Source organism: Rhodococcus sp. PvR099, from assembly GCF_017833315.1.
Classification (GTDB): Bacteria; Actinomycetota; Actinomycetes; order Mycobacteriales; family Mycobacteriaceae; genus Rhodococcus_G; species Rhodococcus_G oryzae.
This window is the reverse complement of the sequence record NZ_JAFIBV010000001.1, coordinates 2,101,092-2,116,271: the sequence shown is the minus strand read 5'-3', so window position 1 is coordinate 2,116,271 and position 15,180 is coordinate 2,101,092. Positions and strand designations below refer to the sequence as shown.

At 67.6% G+C, this 15,180-nt stretch carries 15 protein-coding genes; 8 read left to right on the top strand and 7 right to left on the bottom strand.

Annotated features, from left to right (window positions below):
- Positions 1 to 15 precede the first annotated feature (15 nt).
- From JOE46_RS09640 to JOE46_RS09630, 3 genes are read left to right on the top strand one after another with little or no spacing between them, the layout of a single operon-like run.
- Positions 16 to 1,053, top strand: coding sequence for a 3-oxoacyl-ACP synthase III family protein (locus tag JOE46_RS09640; protein WP_245221003.1), 1,038 nt, complete (start codon positions 16 to 18; stop codon positions 1,051 to 1,053).
- A 17-nt stretch (positions 1,054 to 1,070) separates the two neighbouring features.
- Complete coding sequence (locus JOE46_RS09635) at positions 1,071 to 2,078, top strand: histidinol-phosphate transaminase (protein ID WP_209929026.1); 1,008 nt, start codon at positions 1,071 to 1,073, stop codon at positions 2,076 to 2,078.
- Between the two features lie 17 nt (positions 2,079 to 2,095).
- Entirely contained in the window at positions 2,096 to 3,487 is a 1,392-nt protein-coding gene (locus tag JOE46_RS09630) for a cytochrome P450 (protein ID WP_245221002.1), read from the top strand.
- A 1-nt stretch (position 3,488) separates the two neighbouring features.
- Here JOE46_RS09630 and JOE46_RS09625 read toward each other — a convergent pair whose 3' ends face one another.
- Both JOE46_RS09625 and JOE46_RS09620 read right to left on the bottom strand, forming a co-directional pair.
- The gene (locus tag JOE46_RS09625; RefSeq protein ID WP_209927061.1) at positions 3,489 to 4,442 is read right to left on the bottom strand and encodes a S1 RNA-binding domain-containing protein; all 954 of its coding nucleotides are present in this window, start codon (positions 4,440 to 4,442) and stop codon (positions 3,489 to 3,491) included.
- A 43-nt stretch (positions 4,443 to 4,485) separates the two neighbouring features.
- Positions 4,486 to 5,544, bottom strand: coding sequence for a hypothetical protein (locus JOE46_RS09620; protein WP_209927059.1), 1,059 nt, complete (start codon positions 5,542 to 5,544; stop codon positions 4,486 to 4,488).
- 185 nt (positions 5,545 to 5,729) lie between these two features.
- On the opposite strand from JOE46_RS09620, the gene JOE46_RS09615 reads away from it, so the two are divergent.
- The 4 genes from JOE46_RS09615 to JOE46_RS09600 all read left to right on the top strand — a co-directional run bounded on the left by JOE46_RS09615 (position 5,730) and on the right by JOE46_RS09600 (position 7,690).
- A complete protein-coding gene (locus JOE46_RS09615) occupies positions 5,730 to 6,266 on the top strand; it encodes a DUF3558 domain-containing protein (protein WP_307861267.1) in 537 nt (178 codons plus the stop codon).
- A 15-nt stretch (positions 6,267 to 6,281) separates the two neighbouring features.
- Positions 6,282 to 6,668, top strand: coding sequence for a hypothetical protein (locus tag JOE46_RS09610; protein ID WP_209927056.1), 387 nt, complete (start codon positions 6,282 to 6,284; stop codon positions 6,666 to 6,668).
- A 78-nt stretch (positions 6,669 to 6,746) separates the two neighbouring features.
- Positions 6,747 to 7,283 (top strand): DUF3558 domain-containing protein, encoded by a 537-nt coding sequence (locus JOE46_RS09605; RefSeq protein WP_209927055.1) that lies wholly within the window; start codon positions 6,747 to 6,749, stop codon positions 7,281 to 7,283.
- A gap of 62 nt (positions 7,284 to 7,345) precedes the next feature.
- Positions 7,346 to 7,690 (top strand): hypothetical protein, encoded by a 345-nt coding sequence (locus tag JOE46_RS09600; RefSeq protein ID WP_209927053.1) that lies wholly within the window; start codon positions 7,346 to 7,348, stop codon positions 7,688 to 7,690.
- A 9-nt stretch (positions 7,691 to 7,699) separates the two neighbouring features.
- Here JOE46_RS09600 and JOE46_RS09595 read toward each other — a convergent pair whose 3' ends face one another.
- Together JOE46_RS09595 and JOE46_RS09590 are read right to left on the bottom strand one after the other, a co-directional pair.
- Positions 7,700 to 9,070, bottom strand: coding sequence for an FAD-binding oxidoreductase (locus JOE46_RS09595; RefSeq protein ID WP_209927052.1), 1,371 nt, complete (start codon positions 9,068 to 9,070; stop codon positions 7,700 to 7,702).
- A gap of 86 nt (positions 9,071 to 9,156) precedes the next feature.
- Positions 9,157 to 9,783 (bottom strand): DUF4232 domain-containing protein, encoded by a 627-nt coding sequence (locus JOE46_RS09590; protein ID WP_209927050.1) that lies wholly within the window; start codon positions 9,781 to 9,783, stop codon positions 9,157 to 9,159.
- A gap of 112 nt (positions 9,784 to 9,895) precedes the next feature.
- Between JOE46_RS09590 and JOE46_RS09585 the strand changes: the two genes are divergently transcribed.
- Positions 9,896 to 11,389, top strand: a complete 1,494-nt coding sequence (locus tag JOE46_RS09585) for an HNH endonuclease signature motif containing protein (RefSeq protein ID WP_209927048.1) — start codon at positions 9,896 to 9,898, stop codon at positions 11,387 to 11,389.
- 417 nt (positions 11,390 to 11,806) lie between these two features.
- Here JOE46_RS09585 and JOE46_RS09580 read toward each other — a convergent pair whose 3' ends face one another.
- From JOE46_RS09580 to JOE46_RS09570, 3 genes are all read right to left on the bottom strand, one after another.
- Positions 11,807 to 12,760, bottom strand: a complete 954-nt coding sequence (locus tag JOE46_RS09580) for a GDP-mannose 4,6-dehydratase (protein ID WP_209927047.1) — start codon at positions 12,758 to 12,760, stop codon at positions 11,807 to 11,809.
- A 71-nt stretch (positions 12,761 to 12,831) separates the two neighbouring features.
- A complete protein-coding gene (gene murG / locus JOE46_RS09575) occupies positions 12,832 to 13,974 on the bottom strand; it encodes an undecaprenyldiphospho-muramoylpentapeptide beta-N-acetylglucosaminyltransferase (RefSeq protein WP_209927046.1) in 1,143 nt (380 codons plus the stop codon).
- Between the two features lie 144 nt (positions 13,975 to 14,118).
- Positions 14,119 to 15,117, bottom strand: a complete 999-nt coding sequence (locus JOE46_RS09570) for an alpha/beta hydrolase family protein (protein ID WP_209927045.1) — start codon at positions 15,115 to 15,117, stop codon at positions 14,119 to 14,121.
- Positions 15,118 to 15,180 lie beyond the last annotated feature (63 nt).

Below are 15,180 nucleotides of genomic sequence, written 5' to 3'. Positions count from 1 at the left end.
ACAGTGCACGCACCTATGACAGCGCCCCTGCCTGCGGTCAGCCTGGTCGACGTCGCCAGTTACCTGCCGGAAAATCGTGTTCCCACCGACTATTTCACCCAGTTCTCCCGCTCGGACCGGATGGCGAAGAACGTCATGTTCCGCTCACCGAGATATCGGCACCACGTGGCCCGTGACGAGACGGCGGTCGACATGGTGGAGCGCGCGGTGGCGCCGCTGATCGACAGGCACGGCGCGGACGCGATCTCCAGCGTGGATGTGCTGCTCACCCACACCCAGCTGCCCGACAATCCCGTCCTGGGAAGCGGCCCGGAGGTGGCCCGCCGGTTGGGGCTGCGACCGGACTGGGTGATCGACGTGCACAACAGCGGCTGCGCGTCGTTCGTGCAGATGATGGCGCTGGCCCGGACCATCCTGCAGAGCACCGATGCCACAACGGCGTTGATCGCCGCGACCCAGAACTGTGCGGGACAGGTCTTCACCCAGACCGCGATCCGCGGGCTGGCGCACGCCCCGGTCCCCGGCGACGGCTGCGGGGTCGGCCTGCTGACCAAATCCAACGACGCGCCGATCCTGGGCATCGAATGCCGCACCCATCCGGAGTTCGGCGGCGACATGACCTTCGAGGCAGTTCCGGTCTCCGATCGCAAGTACTGGGAGCCGGGGCGCGGGCAGGTCTGCGTGGGGTTCACCGAGTCCAAGATCACCAAGGTGTTCGCCCGCGGCAACCGACTGGTGCCGGAGGTCGCGCTCGCAGTCTGCGACCGGATCGGAGTGCAGTCCACCGAGGTCGACACCCTCGTCACCAACCAACCCAACCGGCTGTTCCTGCGGAACTGGCGCGAGGCCATGCAGCTGACCCCCGAGCAGCATCCGGACACCTTCGACGAATGCGGAAACCTGTTCGGCGCAGGCATTCCGGTGACACTGGACACCGCCAACCGCGACGGGCGCATCGGCAACGGGTCACTGGTGTTGATGGCCGCATTCGCCCACGCAGGCGACTTCGCCGGTGCCGCGGCCGTCCGCTGGGGAGCGGGACCGACGACATGACCGGCGACGTCGCGAAGATGCCGACGCTGTCGGTGGCGGGCGGCCGGACCCGGCCGGCGCGCCACTTCGAGCTCGGGCTGAGCGAAAACCCGTTCCCGCCGTTGCCATCGGTGCTGGCAGCGCTCCACGAACAGATGGCCCAGGCGAATCGGTACCCGGAGTTTCTACCGCAACGACTGCCGCAGATCATCGCGCAGCGGATCGGCGTGCAGCCGAGCCAGGTCGTCGTCGGATCGGGCGCCACCGGAGTGGCGATGCAGATCATGCAGACCGCGATCCGCGACGGCGAATCCATGGTGTTCGCGACACCCACGTTCGATGGCTACCCGATCATGGCCGACATGATCGGCATGCGCGCGGTGACCGTGCCGCTCGACCACTGTGGTCGCCAAGAACTACATGCGATGAGCGAGGCGGTCGACGATCGCACCGGGCTGGTGGTGCTGTGCCGACCGCACAACCCCACCGGCACCCTGGTCTCCGCAGCCGACCTGGAGATGTTCCTGTCCTCGATTCCCCAGCGGGTGGTGGTGATCCTCGACGAGGCCTACGTCGAGTTCGTCGTCACCGATGCGCTCGACGTGCACGACATCATCCGCCGTCACCCCAATGTGTTGGTGCTGCGGACATTTTCGAAGGCGTTCGGGCTGGCCGGGTTGCGCATCGGCTACGCGTTCGGAGCCGACGACCTGGTGGCGCGCGTGCGACGCCGACAATTGCCGTTCGGAATGAGCTGCGCGGCGGTGGCGGCGGTGACCGCATCCTATGCGGCCGAGGACGAATTGCAGGCCCGGGTCGCCCGGATCATCGCCGAACGCGAACGGTTGCGGAACCGGCTGCAGCAGCATGGACTTCGGGTGCCGTCCAGTCACGCCAACTTCCTTTACCTGAGCGGGCCGCGTACCGCGGACGCGCTGCAGCGCGCTGGCATAGTGGCCAAGTCCTACCCCGACGGCAGCGCCCGCATCACGGTCGGCGACCCCGCCGCCGGCCGCGCGGTGCTGCGGGCACTTCGGACGATGTGAGCCCGATCGTGTCGATGATGCTTCCGCGCGCTGCGCGGTTGAGTGCGGCCGGGCTCGGTGCGGTTCGCGCGCTCACCGCCGGAACCGATCCCGATCGCTACTTCCGGTGGCGGCGCGACCGCGACGGTGACCCGTTCGAGGTGCGGTTTCCCGGCTTCCCGCCGATCCTCTTCACCGGGCATCCCATGGGTGCCCGCGACATCTTTCGTGCGCCTGTCAATTTGGTCGAACCCCCCACGCCGAATCCGATCGCGCCGCTGGTCGGGGATGCGTCGCTGATCTTGATTTCCGGAGAGCGGCACCGCCGGGAACGGAAATTGCTGACACCACCGTTCCACGGGCCGCGGATGCGGGCGTACGGCGAGATCATCCGCGACTCGACGCTCGATGAGATCGGCAATTGGATTCCGGGACGCACCGTCGACTCGCGGTCCGCCCTGCGGGCCATCACCCTGCGCGTGATCCTGGAGGCAGTGTTCGGACTCTCCGGCACTGATCGCCCCGCCGAGTACATCCGGGTGGTCGCCGGTTTCCTCGCCGCCTACACCGTCCCACTGATGTTCGTTCCACCGCTACGCCGCGGCGTGTTCGGACGCGCGCCCTGGGATCGATTCGTCCGCGCGCGCGAGAGATTCGATGCGTTGCTGACCGAGGACATCGAGCACCGGCGCGCGAGCCCCGAGAACGACCGGGTCGACATTCTGAGCATGTTGCTCGCCGCGACCTATGACGACGGATCGCGGATCGACGACGCCGAGCTGCGCGAGGAACTCCGCACCTTGCTGGTCGCCGGGCACGAGACCACCGCGACTTCGGTGTGCTGGGCGTTGTTCCACCTGCACCGGCACCCCGCGATCCTGGAGCAGGTGGTTGCCGAGCTGCGGGACGTGGGTCCGACGGCGGCGCCCGACGAACTGGCCCGGTTGCCCTACCTGGACGCTGTGTGCAAGGAAACGTTGCGGCTGAACCCGCCGGTGCCGATCGTGCTGCGCCGACTGACCGGGCCGCTCACCGTGTGCGGCGTCCCGGTAGCCAAGGGTCGAACGGTCGGTATCGCGCTGCCGCTCCTGCACACGCACCCCGACGTCTGGGAACGGCCCGACCAGTTCGATCCGGGACGCTTCGAGGAGCGGCGCTACAGCCCATTCGAGTTCGCCCCCTTCGGCGGAGCACATCGACGGTGCATCGGATCCGCACTGGCGGAGTACGAGATGCCGATCGTGCTGGCGACCATCCTGTCACGGGTCAAGCTGGCGCTGCCGGAGCGGGACCGACACCGACCGCCCCCCGTGTCGGTCCCGCACAACATCGCAACCGGACCGCGCCGACCGATCAGGTTTGAAGTGGTTGGCCTACGACACCAGCGGGACGGGTCGGTCGCGCAGCGGGTGCCGCACCGTCCCCGCTGAGTCAGCTCAGCGCGACCGGGTGGTAGTACAGCGCGGTGTCGGTCTCCTCGACCCGGACGTCGACCATGTCGCCGACGTCGAGGTAGTCGCTGACGTTGATCCGGGAGCTCGAGCCCACGAGCCTGCGGACCGAGCGCGCCGGGATCAGCCCTTGCCGGCCGTCGAGGGTGACGGCGAGGGCGTAACGCGGGCCGGTCCGGGTGACCCGCGCGTAGACCGTCGGCTCCTCCGAACCCTCCGGCGCCGTGCCGTCCGGGTCGGCGTCGAGCTGCGCCGTCTGCCGGTCGAGCTCGGCCGCGAGCAGGTCGGCCATGGAGTCCACGTTGTCCAGCAGCTGGGCCATCTGCCGCGCCACGTCCTGGTGAAACTCGTTGGGCTTGAGTGCCTTACCCGGCTTGTACATGTCCTCGTGGGTCAGCTCGCCCCACGCGTCCTGCAGCAGCGTCTTCACCTGCACCTCGACCTTGACGCCCAAGTCGCCCTCGTGGGTGGCGACCTTGATCATCAGGACCGCGTGATAGGCCCGGTAGCCGCTGTCCTTGGGATTGGCCACGTAGTCCCGCGGCGGAACGGCCAGGCGCACCGAGCAGGCGGGCGAGGTGCAGGCCTCGTACAGCTTCTCGGTGAATGCGGAAAGGTCCCGCGGCGTCTTGCACAGCACCTTGATCCCGACCAGGTCGTGGATGGCGTCCGCGATGTCCTCGGTGGTGGTGGGCCGGGCCATCTGGCCCTCGGCGACCCGGCGCCGGACCTTGTCCGCGGTGCGCTCGCGATCCTTGATCCGGGCGGTCTTGGCGTTGAGCCGGTCGCGGTCGAGGTCCTCGAGCACGTCGTCGGCGAGGGTGTCGAGGAACGTCTGGGCGGTGACCAGCGCCGCGGCCCACGCGCGTTCGCGCTCTCTGTAGAGCTGGTTGACCAGCGCCGCGACGTTGTCCGACTTCTTCTTGGTGCGCATGATCCGATCCGGGTTCAGGGTGTACGGGTGGGCGTGGGGCCCGTCAGCTCGGCTCGTCGAACAGGGTCTGCTCGCCGGGGTCGGTGAACAGTTCCATCTGCCGAAGCGGCTTCGGGGCCGGCGCAGGGGGAGGGGTGGTGAGCTCCCCGTGGTCGACCTCCATCGGCACGGGGTCGGGCTCCGGGAAGCCCTCCAGCCGCCCGCCGAACCGCGCCGCGAACTCGTCGTCCACGGTCTGCGCGAACGAGAACAGCTGCTCGAGCATGTCGATGAGGTGCTGCGGGACATACGGATTCGCGAGCACCGCCGCCCAGGCCTCCACGCGGTCGGTCGCCAGGGTGAACTTGAGGTGCGGCCATCTGCGGTTCAGGTCGGCGATCAGCTCGCTGGCCCGGGTCCGGTCGCTGACCTCGCGCACCAGCGGCACCCGCACCTGCACCTCGCCGCCGTCGAGGTGCGGCCCGACGAACCCGACCACCCGGCCGAGGGCGAGCATGAAGTCGCTGTGGCCGTCGTCGCCCGGCGGCTCGTCGAAGAGGCGGGTCAGGGTCAGCCCGACCAGCTCGTAGAGGTGCTCGTCGTCGCGCGGCACCACCGCGGCGCCGAGATCCAGCGCGAACGCCTCCTCGTCTTGCAGATCCGGCTCGAACTCGAGCGCCTCCAGCGTCCCGACCGCCTCGGTCCGCAGGAAGCTCGGGTGCGGCACGCTCCAGGTCTCCCGGAACACGGTGATCGCCATCGCGGCGAGCTGATCGGCCCAGTTCGCGGCCTTGTCGACGAAGAACGCCGGCGATCCGGCGTCCGGCTCGTCCTCGGGCGCGCGGGTCGGGCGATGCCAGCCCAACTCGACCAGCCGCGCCTCGTCCGCGGGGGACAGCCGGTGCCGGGGATCGAGGTACGCGTTGGACGGGACCTCGCATCGCACCTGGTCGCCGCCCCACGCCAGGAACTGCACACACGGAACGAAGCCCTCCACCGAGGACTCCTCACCCAGCTCCAACGCGAGGAGGTCGTCGTCGACCATGGCAGCGACATGGTCGGCGAGGACCAACTGGAAGTCGGCCCAGGCCTGCTCGATCCTGTCGTCGAAACTCTCGGTCATCGTTCCCCCTGTCGCGTGTCGTGGAACCCCTGACATCAGCAAACCTATCGCGAGGGTCCGACGATGTCCGGGAGGCAAGCGGAGCGGGGACATCTCGATCCGGCCGCACGGTGGAACCGATGGGTGGGTCGCTGCGTCTATCTAGGGTGGACCGGTATCGATCGGCCGGGAGTGGGGAGTGTCGGGTGCGGTTGCATTTGCGGGGTCTGGCCGGGTTCGGGCTGGTGTGTGGAGCGTTGGTGCTGGTCGGGTGTGGTTCGGAGAGTGTTGCGGGGGAGGCCGAGGCGGTCGGGGCTGGTGCCGGGGAGCCTGTGTTCAGTCCGTGCGATGACATTCCAGATGAAGCGCTGACGACCGTCGGAGTGGATCCGGCGACGGAATCGCGGGACGTGCTTGGCGTCAAACAGCCTGGATGGAACGTCTGCAGCTGGAGCGGGTCTCAACATGACCTCACTGTGTTCGCGACCACGTACACGCTGGATGACGTTCGTTCGAACAAGAACAACGAGGAGTTCATTCCGCTAGAACTGGGCAACAGGACTGCGATCTCTTACCGGGAGGTCTCGGACCATGATCGGCGAAACTGCGATGTTGCGCTGGAGTCGGCCGGCGGAGCCGTTCTTGTGTCGATCGCGTACGCCAGTGGCGCACCGGTAGGTGAAGATTCATGCGCCATCGCGACGATGACGACACGGGAGCTGTTGGGGCAGATTCCGAAGTAGCGGAGGGGACGAAGTATGTCTGAAGTGCAGGATTCGGGCTGGGGTGCGATGGGGTCCGCGATCGATGGAGGACACCTCTATCTCGAACCGGAGGTAGCACGCCGCTGTGCGCAGCGCTGCGGTGAGTTTGTAGCCCAGTTGGACGAGATCAAGCGCGGTGCGCGCGCTCTTGGGAAGATGGACGGCTTCGGCGATCATCTCCAGTCGGCCGTCACGCTCGCCACGAAATTCGAGAAGAAGGCAGTCGGCGGCGACTATTCACTCGAGCAGGCGATTGGCGACCACATCGTGGAGGTCCAAAAGATGCAGCAAACGTTCGAGAAGATCGCGACCATGTACGCCTCCTCGGAGGAGCGCAACTCCTCGGGCATCGATAGCGCGGGCGCGCCCCTTGACCGCTGAAACGCGGAACGGATCGGCCCGTTAGTGCGTCTATCTAGGGTGGACCGGTATCGATCGGCCGGGAGTGGGGAGTGTCGGATGCGGGTACGAACACGGGGTCTCGTTGCGTTGGGCGCGGCTTGTGGTGCGTTGATGCTGGCCGGGTGTGGTTCGGAGACTGTCGCGGGGGAGGCCGAGGCGGTCGGGGCTGGGGCGGGCGAGCCTGCGTTCAGTCCGTGCGATGACATTCCGGACGAGGCTTTGCAGTCATTGGGAATGGATCCTGCTAGTGAATCGCCGGACGTTGCGGGCGTGAAGCAGCCGGGGTGGAAGATCTGCAGCTGGAACGAGGGCCCTCAGTTCCTGGGTGTTTTCGCGACAACACGTTCCATGGACGAGGTGCGCGACAACAAGAACAACGAGGATTTCACCCAGGTGAGTGTGGGTGATCGTCGCGGTATGACGTATCGGGAGGTTGCCGATACTGACCGGCGGAGCTGCGACGTTGCCGTGGAATCTGGAAATGGGGTCGTCTTGATCCAGATGTCCAACCTCGGCAGAGATCCGTTGGTCGAAGAGCCGTGTGCGGCAGCTACTCGAGCTGCAAGCGCCCTCTTGTCGTATGTACCTGAATAGTCGTCTCACCTGAACAGGAGTTGATTGTGGCTGAAGGGTCTGCCGGAGCTGGGTGGGCAGCGATGGGTGCCGCGGTCGGCGCGGGTCGGCTCTCCCTGGAGCAGGGAGTAGCGCGCCGTTGCGCAGCGCGGTGTGCTGAATTCGTCGACCAGCTTCGTCGAATTCAGTTCGATGCGAGTAAGCAGGCGAAGGTTGATGGTTTCGGGACACTTCAGTCCGGCATCGACCTGGCGGCCAAGTTTGGGAAAAAGGCGTCTGGGGGCGACTACTCAATGGTTCAGGCAATCGACGACCACATCACTGTGGTCCTCGAGATGCAGCAGACGTTCGAGAAGATCGAGGCCATGTACTCCGCCTCGGAGGACCGCGGCACTGCCGGCATCAACAGCGCGGGATCCCCTCTCTGACCCTGCTACCTACTTGAGCATCGCGCCCGGATTCAGGATCCCGTCCGGGTCCAGCGCGGTCTTTATCCGCCGGTTCAGCTCCATCACGTCCTCGCCCAGCTGACTCGGTAGCCAGTCGCGCTTGAGTCGACCCACCCCGTGCTCGCCGGTGATTGTGCCGCCCAACGCGATCGCCAGGTCCATCACCAGGCCGAACGCCCGCTGCGCCCGATCCGACTCGTCCGGGTCGGTGGGGTCGAACACGATCAGCGGATGCGTGTTCCCGTCGCCCGCATGCGCGACCACGCAGATCAGCACGTCGCAGTCCTCGGCGATCTGCTCGACGCCGGTGATCAGCCGCGGCAGCGCATCCATTGGTACGCCGACGTCCTCGAGCAGCAGGCTGCCGAGTGCCTGCACGGCCGGGAACACCGACCGCCGGGCCACGGTGAACGCCTCGCCCTCGGCGGGGTCGTCGGTGGCGAACACCTCAGTGGCGCCGTGCTTTTCGCAGGCCGCGACCATCGCCGCGATCTCCTCCGCGGCAACCGCGCCCGGTGCGTCGGACTGTGCGAGCAGCAGCGCCCGCGCCTTCCGGTCCAGGCCCATGTGCACGGAGTCCTCGACCGCGTTGATGCTGGCGTGGTCCATGAACTCGAGCATCGCGGGCCGCAGGTTCCTGGTGATCGCGAGGACCGCGTCGGCCGCGTCCTGCACCGAACCGAACGACGCCACCACGGTCGAGGCGGGCGGCTGCGCGGGGATCAGCCGCAGCGTCAGTTCGGTGATGATCCCGAGGGTGCCCTCGCTGCCGACGAACAGCTTGGTGAGCGAGAGCCCAGCGACGTCCTTGAGGCGCGGGCCGCCCAGGCGCACCGCGGTGCCGTCGGCGAGTACCACCTGCATGCCCAGGACGTAATCGGTGGTGACGCCGTACTTCACGCAGCACAGGCCGCCCGCGTTGGTCGCGGCGTTCCCGCCGATGGAACAGATCTCGAACGAGGACGGGTCCGGGGGATACCAGAGCCCGTGCTCGGCTGCGGCCTTCTTCACCTCCGCGTTGAACAGGCCCGGCTGTGCGACCGCGATCCGGGTGACCGGGTCGACGCTGATCTCCCGCATCCGCTCGGTGGTGAGCACGAGGCCGCCGTTGACCGCGGTGGAACCTCCGGACAACCCGGACCCGGCGCCGCGCGGCACCACGGGCACCCCGTGCGCCGACGCCCACCGCATCACCGCCTGCACGTCCTCGGTGCACGTCGCGCGGACCACCGCCAGCGGGCGCCCCGCGTTCGGGTCCGCCGCCCAGTCCTGTCGATACCCCTCGGTCAGGTCCGGATCGGTGAGCACCGAACCGTCGGGCAGTGCGGCGACGAGCTCGGTGAGGTCGGCGGTCGACATGCCACCCATCATGCTCCGAAACCCGCCGATGTCGTCGGATGTTTCCGACTCAGCGGGCAACGGCCGTACTCCGAACGTGCGGGCGCCTACCCGCCCGCGACCACCGCCGTGACCTCGAGCTGAGTGACCTCAGGTGCGGTCTTCGCGCACCCGGTCCCCGGCATCGGCAGGAACAGTGACGCGTACGCGTTCGGCGGGAACACCCGCAGCCCGGCGACAGGGGTCGGATCACACAGCTCGGGCGGGTAGTTCGCGACCTGGATGGCTCGCACCTGGGCGGTCGCCTTGCCGTTCGAGGTCAGCTCCACCGGGCCCTGGCCGGCGCCGGCCCGGGTGGCCGGCGCGCCGACCTCGGGGCCGTGCTCCTCGGCCACGTAGGAGACGCCGGGGAAGCCGTCCAGCAGGCAGGTGCGGCCGCCGATGTTGGTGAACACCAGCGGGATCATGGTCGACCCTGCCGCGCCCTCGACCTGCCCGGCCGTGAGCATCAGCTCGGTGGCCGCGCAGGTGTTCGGATCGTCCGGGGCTGTGGTGGGCGGCGGGGGACCGGCGGCCGTGGTGTCCACCGGCGGCGCCTCGCTGGCGGTCGTGGTCGTGGTGGTGGTCGGCACGGGCGCGGCCGTCGGGTTGCCCTCGGTGCCGGAGGAATCGCACGCGGCCAACGTCAGGGCCGAGGTGGCGAGCAGTACGGCGACAATCCGGGTACGGGTCATGTCATCCCCTCCGTTTCGGCATCGGACATCACAAATCGTAGTGCCTTGATCGATCTTCGATGGATTGCTCCGATTCCTATCTTTCGAACGTATGTTCTAGTAGGCTTCGAATATGGATCTGGACGAGATGCTCATCGCGCCACTGGATGTGGCCGCATGGCAGCTCGCTGATGCCGAACTTCTGCGGCTGATTCCCGCGCTCTCGCTGCGAATGCGGCAACTCGAGGCGCTGCGGGTGCGCCTCATGCACCAGGTCGACCAGCGCTGTGTGGCCGAACAGGCGGGGGCCTCATCGCCCGGCAACTGGCTCGCGGGCGCGACCACCATGACGCCGGGCCAGGCGAACAAGATCGTCCGGCTCGGGCGGGGGCTGGCGGAGCATCCGGAGGTTGCCGCCTCCTTTGATGCAGGCAGGACCGACTACGACCAGGTCCGCGTGATCGTCGAACTCCTCGCGAAGGTCCCGGACGGAGACGACCCGGCAGGCCTGAACGCTGCCGCGAAGGCTGGGGAGAGCTCCGGCGAACCCGATGACACCCAAACCGAAGCTGACGGGGATGCCGGCCCGAACGGTGACGATGGCGAAGGCGATGCGCACCGCGCCGACGGAGATGGCGCCGAGGCCGCTGACGAGCCGGACATCGAGTCGGTGATCTTCGGGCCCGACGTCACACGGTCCGAGGCCTGCGCCCGGTACCTCCTCTACGCCGCCCGCACCGAAGACTCCACCACCCTCGCCCGCCGCGCGAAGGCGCTCGATCAGATCCTCAACGGGGACAAGAAGAGAGCCGATTCGGAGAACGCCGAACTCAACGAGTTCTACGCCTCGCCCGGGCTCGGCGGCCGCGTCCACCTCAAGGGACACCTCGACGCCGCCTCCGGCGAAGCCCTCCTCACCGCCCTCTCCGCCCTGTCCAAGCCCCGTCCCGGGGCCGAAAACCGCGACGGACAAACCGGCAAGGACCAACGCTCGCCCGCTCAACGCCGAGCCGACGCCCTCACCCACATCGTCCGGAACTTTCTGGACTCCGGGCAGGCACCCGTCGAAGGTGGCGAACGACCCCACATCAACGTCTTCGTCGACGCCGACGACCTGGCCGCCACCACCGACGACCACCATCACGAACGCGACCGCCACCGCCACCTTCGGGGGCGCCGGCGCGGACCCGCCTGGATGCCCTGGTTGGGGCCGATCTCCCTCGACCTCGCCGCCCAGATCTCCTGCGACGCCGACATCACCCCCATCACCATGGACTCCGACGGCAACCCGATCGACGTCGGACGCACCACCCGCCTGATCCCCCGCAGACTCCGCCGCGCCCTGAACGCCCGTGACTGCGGCTGCGCCTTCCCCGGCTGCGGACGACCCGCCGCCTGGACCGAAGGCCACCACATAATCCACTGGTCCAACGGCGGACCCACCAACCTGTCAAACCTGGTACTGCTCTGCCGCTTCCACCACACCACCATCCACCGCGGCGACTGGACCGTCCACATCAGCAAAGACGACAGCCATCCGTGGTTCACCCCACCCACCTGGATCGACCCCAGGCGACAACCCATGCCGGCACACAACCGGCGCAACCAACTCACCTTCGCCGCCTAAAGGCGAAACCACCGGGCACCGCCCGACACCACCCCGAAACGGGAGGCGTCGGCGCGGTGCCCGCCCCGCGTTCGGGGGAGTGATGGCGGCCTCGCCGTCGAGTTGACCGCCTGGATGCAGACCCTCGCCCTCACCGAGACCGAAGCCCCGCAATGGGATCCGAACAAGTTACGACTGCGGCAGTTTTCGATCGCGGATGGATCGTCCGACATGCCCGGCGAACCCACTTGAGACGGTCTGCGTACGTACCGTAGCGACACCTGATCGAGGCCGCCCTTGTGCCAGGATCGGCGCTTGTTCCGTCCCAGCCTGACTAGTTTGAACCGGCCCTTACAGGCCGACACGGATATCACCGGAGCTCGTGGAACGCGGCCGTCAAACCCGGCTACCTCGGGTGCGTGATCGGCTCACCTCACCTCACACGCGGTAGCGGCGAGCGTCGGCGATCGGATGAGACCTGACCCATTCGGAGGTGCGGGTGAGCCCGTCGCGCAGGGAGACCTGCGGGACCCAGTCCGTCAGCTCCCGCACCCGCCTGTTGTCCGACAACAGCCGATGGACCTCGCTCCCCGCGGGGCGCTGGCGTGAGTCCTCCGTGGTGATCGATGCGGAGGAACCCGAGATCTCGATGAGCAGACCGATCAGGTCGCGGATCGAAATCTCCTTGCCGGTACCGAGATTCAGCGTCTGGCCCAATGTCCGCTCGGACTCGGCGATAGCCATGAAGCCGCGAGCGGTGTCCTCGACATAGGTGAAGTCCCGGGTCGGGGTCAGTGCGCCGACGGCGATCTCCTCTGCGCCGGAGTGCAACTGGTGCAGGATCGCGGGAATCACGGCGCGCGTCGATTGTCGTGGGCCGAAGGTATTGAACGGACGGCAGACAGAGACCGGCGTGTCGAACGAGTGGAAATGCGACAGCGCGACCATGTCCGCGGCGATCTTTGATGCCGAGTAGGGCGACTGCGGTTGCAGCGGGTGCGCCTCGGAAATGGGCACTTCTCTCGCGGTTCCGTACACCTCGCTTGTCGATGTCTGGACAACCCGTCGCACCTCGCGTCGGCGCGCGGCGTCGACGATGTTCTGGGTGCCCAGCACATTCGTCTCGAGATAGGTCAGGGGAGCCTGGTAGCTGTACGGGATTCCGATCAGTGCCGCGAGGTGGAAGATGGTGTCGACACCCTCGGCGGCATCGAGGACCTGTCCGCTGTCGCGGACATCTCCCGCGATCATCTCGATATCGTCCAGGTGTTCCGACAGGAAGCCGGCCGACGCGTAGGGCTTGTAGTGCGCCAGCACCCGTACCTCAGCGCCCTGGGTGAGCAACTGTTCGACCAGGCTGCTGCCGATGAAGCCCTCTCCGCCGGTGACCAAGACTCTTCTGCCGGACCAGAATTCATTCACGGGTACACCCCTTCGTTTGATGTGCTCAGCGTTTGATGTGTTCATGCGTTGACGACGTCGCGTGCCGCGGACTTGTGACCGCCGAGCTGCCGGATCCAGTTCGCCACCGTTCGCGCGGAGTCATTCATTCCCGGATGGGTGGCGTGTTCGACCGTGGCGCGCCCAGTGGCGTCGCCGACCAGGTCGTCGATTGATCGCGCCAGGGTTGCCGGGCTCAGGTCACCGTCCGCCAGCATCCTGGCGGCGCCGCGAGCCACGAGGGCCTGCGCGTTGTGTCGCTGATGGTCACTGATCGCGTGCGGGTAGGGCACGAGGACGCTGGGCACGCCCACGTGGGATATCTCGGCGACCGTGATCGCGCCCGCCCGTCCGACGAAGACGTCGGCACCGGCGTACACCAGGTCCATCCTGTCCAGATACGGCAGCACCAGCACGTTGCCGAGGCCTTCGACCGCGGCCGACGCCGTCGCGAAATGCTCGGGCCCCGCCTTCACGACCAGGCGGACGTCGTCGCGGGTGCGCCACTCGCGCGCCAGCGACAGCGCCGTATCGGTCAGCCGGCGAGATCCGAGGCTGCCGCCGCACACGACGACGAGTTTCTGGGCCGGCGCCGCGCCGAAGACGGTGCGTGCCTGATCGCGAATCGCCCACTTGTCGAGCCTCGCGATCTCGCGCATCAGCGGTGTGCCGACCACCCGAACCTCATTGCGGGTGAAGGCGCGCGCCGCCTCCGGGAATGCCACCGCCACCCGGGACGACAAGAGCGCGCTCAGGCGGTTTGCCCGTCCGGGCACGGCGTTGGATTCGTGAATCAGCGTCGGTATGCCCGCGAGGCGGGCGGCCAGCACGATCGGCAGGCTGGGATATCCGCCGGTGCCGAAGACGACGTCGATGCCGAGCTCACGGATCTGTCTCGCGCACTGGGCGCTGGCTCGTACGAGTCGTGTTGCCGCCCTCGCGCTGCCGCGCATGCCGGTCAGTCCGTCGACCTCGGCGGTATGAAGTCGGTAGCCCGCCGCGGGCACGAGTGTTTCTTCGAGTCTGCCCTTGGCGCCGAAGAAGTCGATCTGAACGTCGGTGTCTTCGCGCAGAGCCTCGGCGACGGCAAGACCGGGATAGATGTGTCCACCGGTGCCGCCCGCGCCGATGGCGACTCGAAGCGTCGATCGCGGTTCGAATGTCATGTCCGCACTGTGCGCGACGGAGATTAGAGCTCCGTTAGATCTCGGATCGGGCGGGCAGTGATCGCGGCCGGGCCGAGCAACGAAAGCGCCCGGCGGCCTGGAACTTCCAGGCCGCCGGGCGCTTCGCGAAACGAGTGGACAGTCTCACCACGCGTTCAAGGTGTTCAGGATCTGGGGGCGCGCCTTCCACAGTTCGGCGGACCAGTATTGCCACGAGTGGGTGCCGTTGGCCGGGAAGCTGTATGTGGCCGGGATGCCCATCGAGTTCAAGCGGAACTCGAAGGCGCGGGTGTTGGCCAGCGCCAGTGCCTCGAGTCCCATGCCCGCCGCGGTGTTGAAGTACTCGATCGGGGCGTTCGGCTGATCGTAGGGGCCCGGAAGACCGCTGGCCGCATAGACATACATGGACAGGCCGCGCAGCTGCTCGGCCTGGACGAACGGGTCGTTGCGCAACCACGCGGGCGACCAGGGCGGGCCCCACATGGAGTCGACGTTGTAGCGACCGGCATCGAGCATCGCGACGCGGATGGCCTCGCGCATGCCCGGTGCGGACAGGTTGAGGTAGCCCGACAGGGAGCCGGCGAAGGTGAACTGGTCGCGATGGTGCGCCGCGAGCGTCATCGCCGCGGAGCCACCCATCGACAGACCGAGCACGCCGTTGTTGTTGCGGGAGACCCCGCGGGTCTCGAGGTAGTTCGGCAGGTCGCGGGTCAGGAAGGTCTCCCACTTGTAGGTGGTCTGCTGTCCGTTGAGGTTCGACGGTGCCATCCAGTCGGTGTAGAAGCTGGACTCGCCGCCGACCGGCATCACCAGGGTGACGTTGTCGTTGCGGAACTGGTCGAGCGCGTTGGTCTCGAACGTCCACGCGTTGCGGTCGTCACGCGCCCTCAGCCCGTCCAGCAGGTACAGCGCGGCATTGCCGCCGCGGGAGGCCCACTGGATCTGCACCTTGATCGGGCCCATCTCCGAGGGGACCCACACTTCCTCGTACCCACCCGACGGCGCGCGGTGCGCGACGGGCGCGGCGCCCGCGGTTGCCTGACCCGAGATCCCCGCGAGCATCGCGCACGCTAGCAGCGCCGCTGTGACGGTGAGCAGGCGTTGGAGAAGTCGGTTGGTCCATTGTGGTCTGGCAATGCTCATCAAAACTACTGGGTTCCGTCCTGTCCGTGCGATGTGCGGCGGCCGCCCCAGCGGAGAGTGGCA

What these genes read in the sequence shown, in the direction of transcription:
- JOE46_RS09640 (WP_245221003.1), top strand. Translation starts at nt 16, where the DNA reads ATGACAGCGCCCCTGCCTGCGGTCAGCCTGGTCGACGTCGCCAGTTAC.
- JOE46_RS09635 (WP_209929026.1), top strand. Translation starts at nt 1,071, where the DNA reads ATGCCGACGCTGTCGGTGGCGGGCGGCCGGACCCGGCCGGCGCGCCAC.
- JOE46_RS09630 (WP_245221002.1), top strand. Translation starts at nt 2,096, where the DNA reads ATGCTTCCGCGCGCTGCGCGGTTGAGTGCGGCCGGGCTCGGTGCGGTT.
- JOE46_RS09625 (WP_209927061.1), bottom strand. Translation starts at nt 4,442, where the DNA reads ATGCGCACCAAGAAGAAGTCGGACAACGTCGCGGCGCTGGTCAACCAG.
- JOE46_RS09620 (WP_209927059.1), bottom strand. Translation starts at nt 5,544, where the DNA reads ATGACCGAGAGTTTCGACGACAGGATCGAGCAGGCCTGGGCCGACTTC.
- JOE46_RS09610 (WP_209927056.1), top strand. Translation starts at nt 6,282, where the DNA reads ATGTCTGAAGTGCAGGATTCGGGCTGGGGTGCGATGGGGTCCGCGATC.
- JOE46_RS09605 (WP_209927055.1), top strand. Translation starts at nt 6,747, where the DNA reads ATGCGGGTACGAACACGGGGTCTCGTTGCGTTGGGCGCGGCTTGTGGT.
- JOE46_RS09600 (WP_209927053.1), top strand. Translation starts at nt 7,346, where the DNA reads ATGGGTGCCGCGGTCGGCGCGGGTCGGCTCTCCCTGGAGCAGGGAGTA.
- JOE46_RS09595 (WP_209927052.1), bottom strand. Translation starts at nt 9,070, where the DNA reads ATGTCGACCGCCGACCTCACCGAGCTCGTCGCCGCACTGCCCGACGGT.
- JOE46_RS09590 (WP_209927050.1), bottom strand. Translation starts at nt 9,783, where the DNA reads ATGACCCGTACCCGGATTGTCGCCGTACTGCTCGCCACCTCGGCCCTG.
- JOE46_RS09585 (WP_209927048.1), top strand. Translation starts at nt 9,896, where the DNA reads ATGGATCTGGACGAGATGCTCATCGCGCCACTGGATGTGGCCGCATGG.
- murG (WP_209927046.1), bottom strand. Translation starts at nt 13,974, where the DNA reads ATGACATTCGAACCGCGATCGACGCTTCGAGTCGCCATCGGCGCGGGC.
- JOE46_RS09570 (WP_209927045.1), bottom strand. Translation starts at nt 15,117, where the DNA reads ATGAGCATTGCCAGACCACAATGGACCAACCGACTTCTCCAACGCCTG.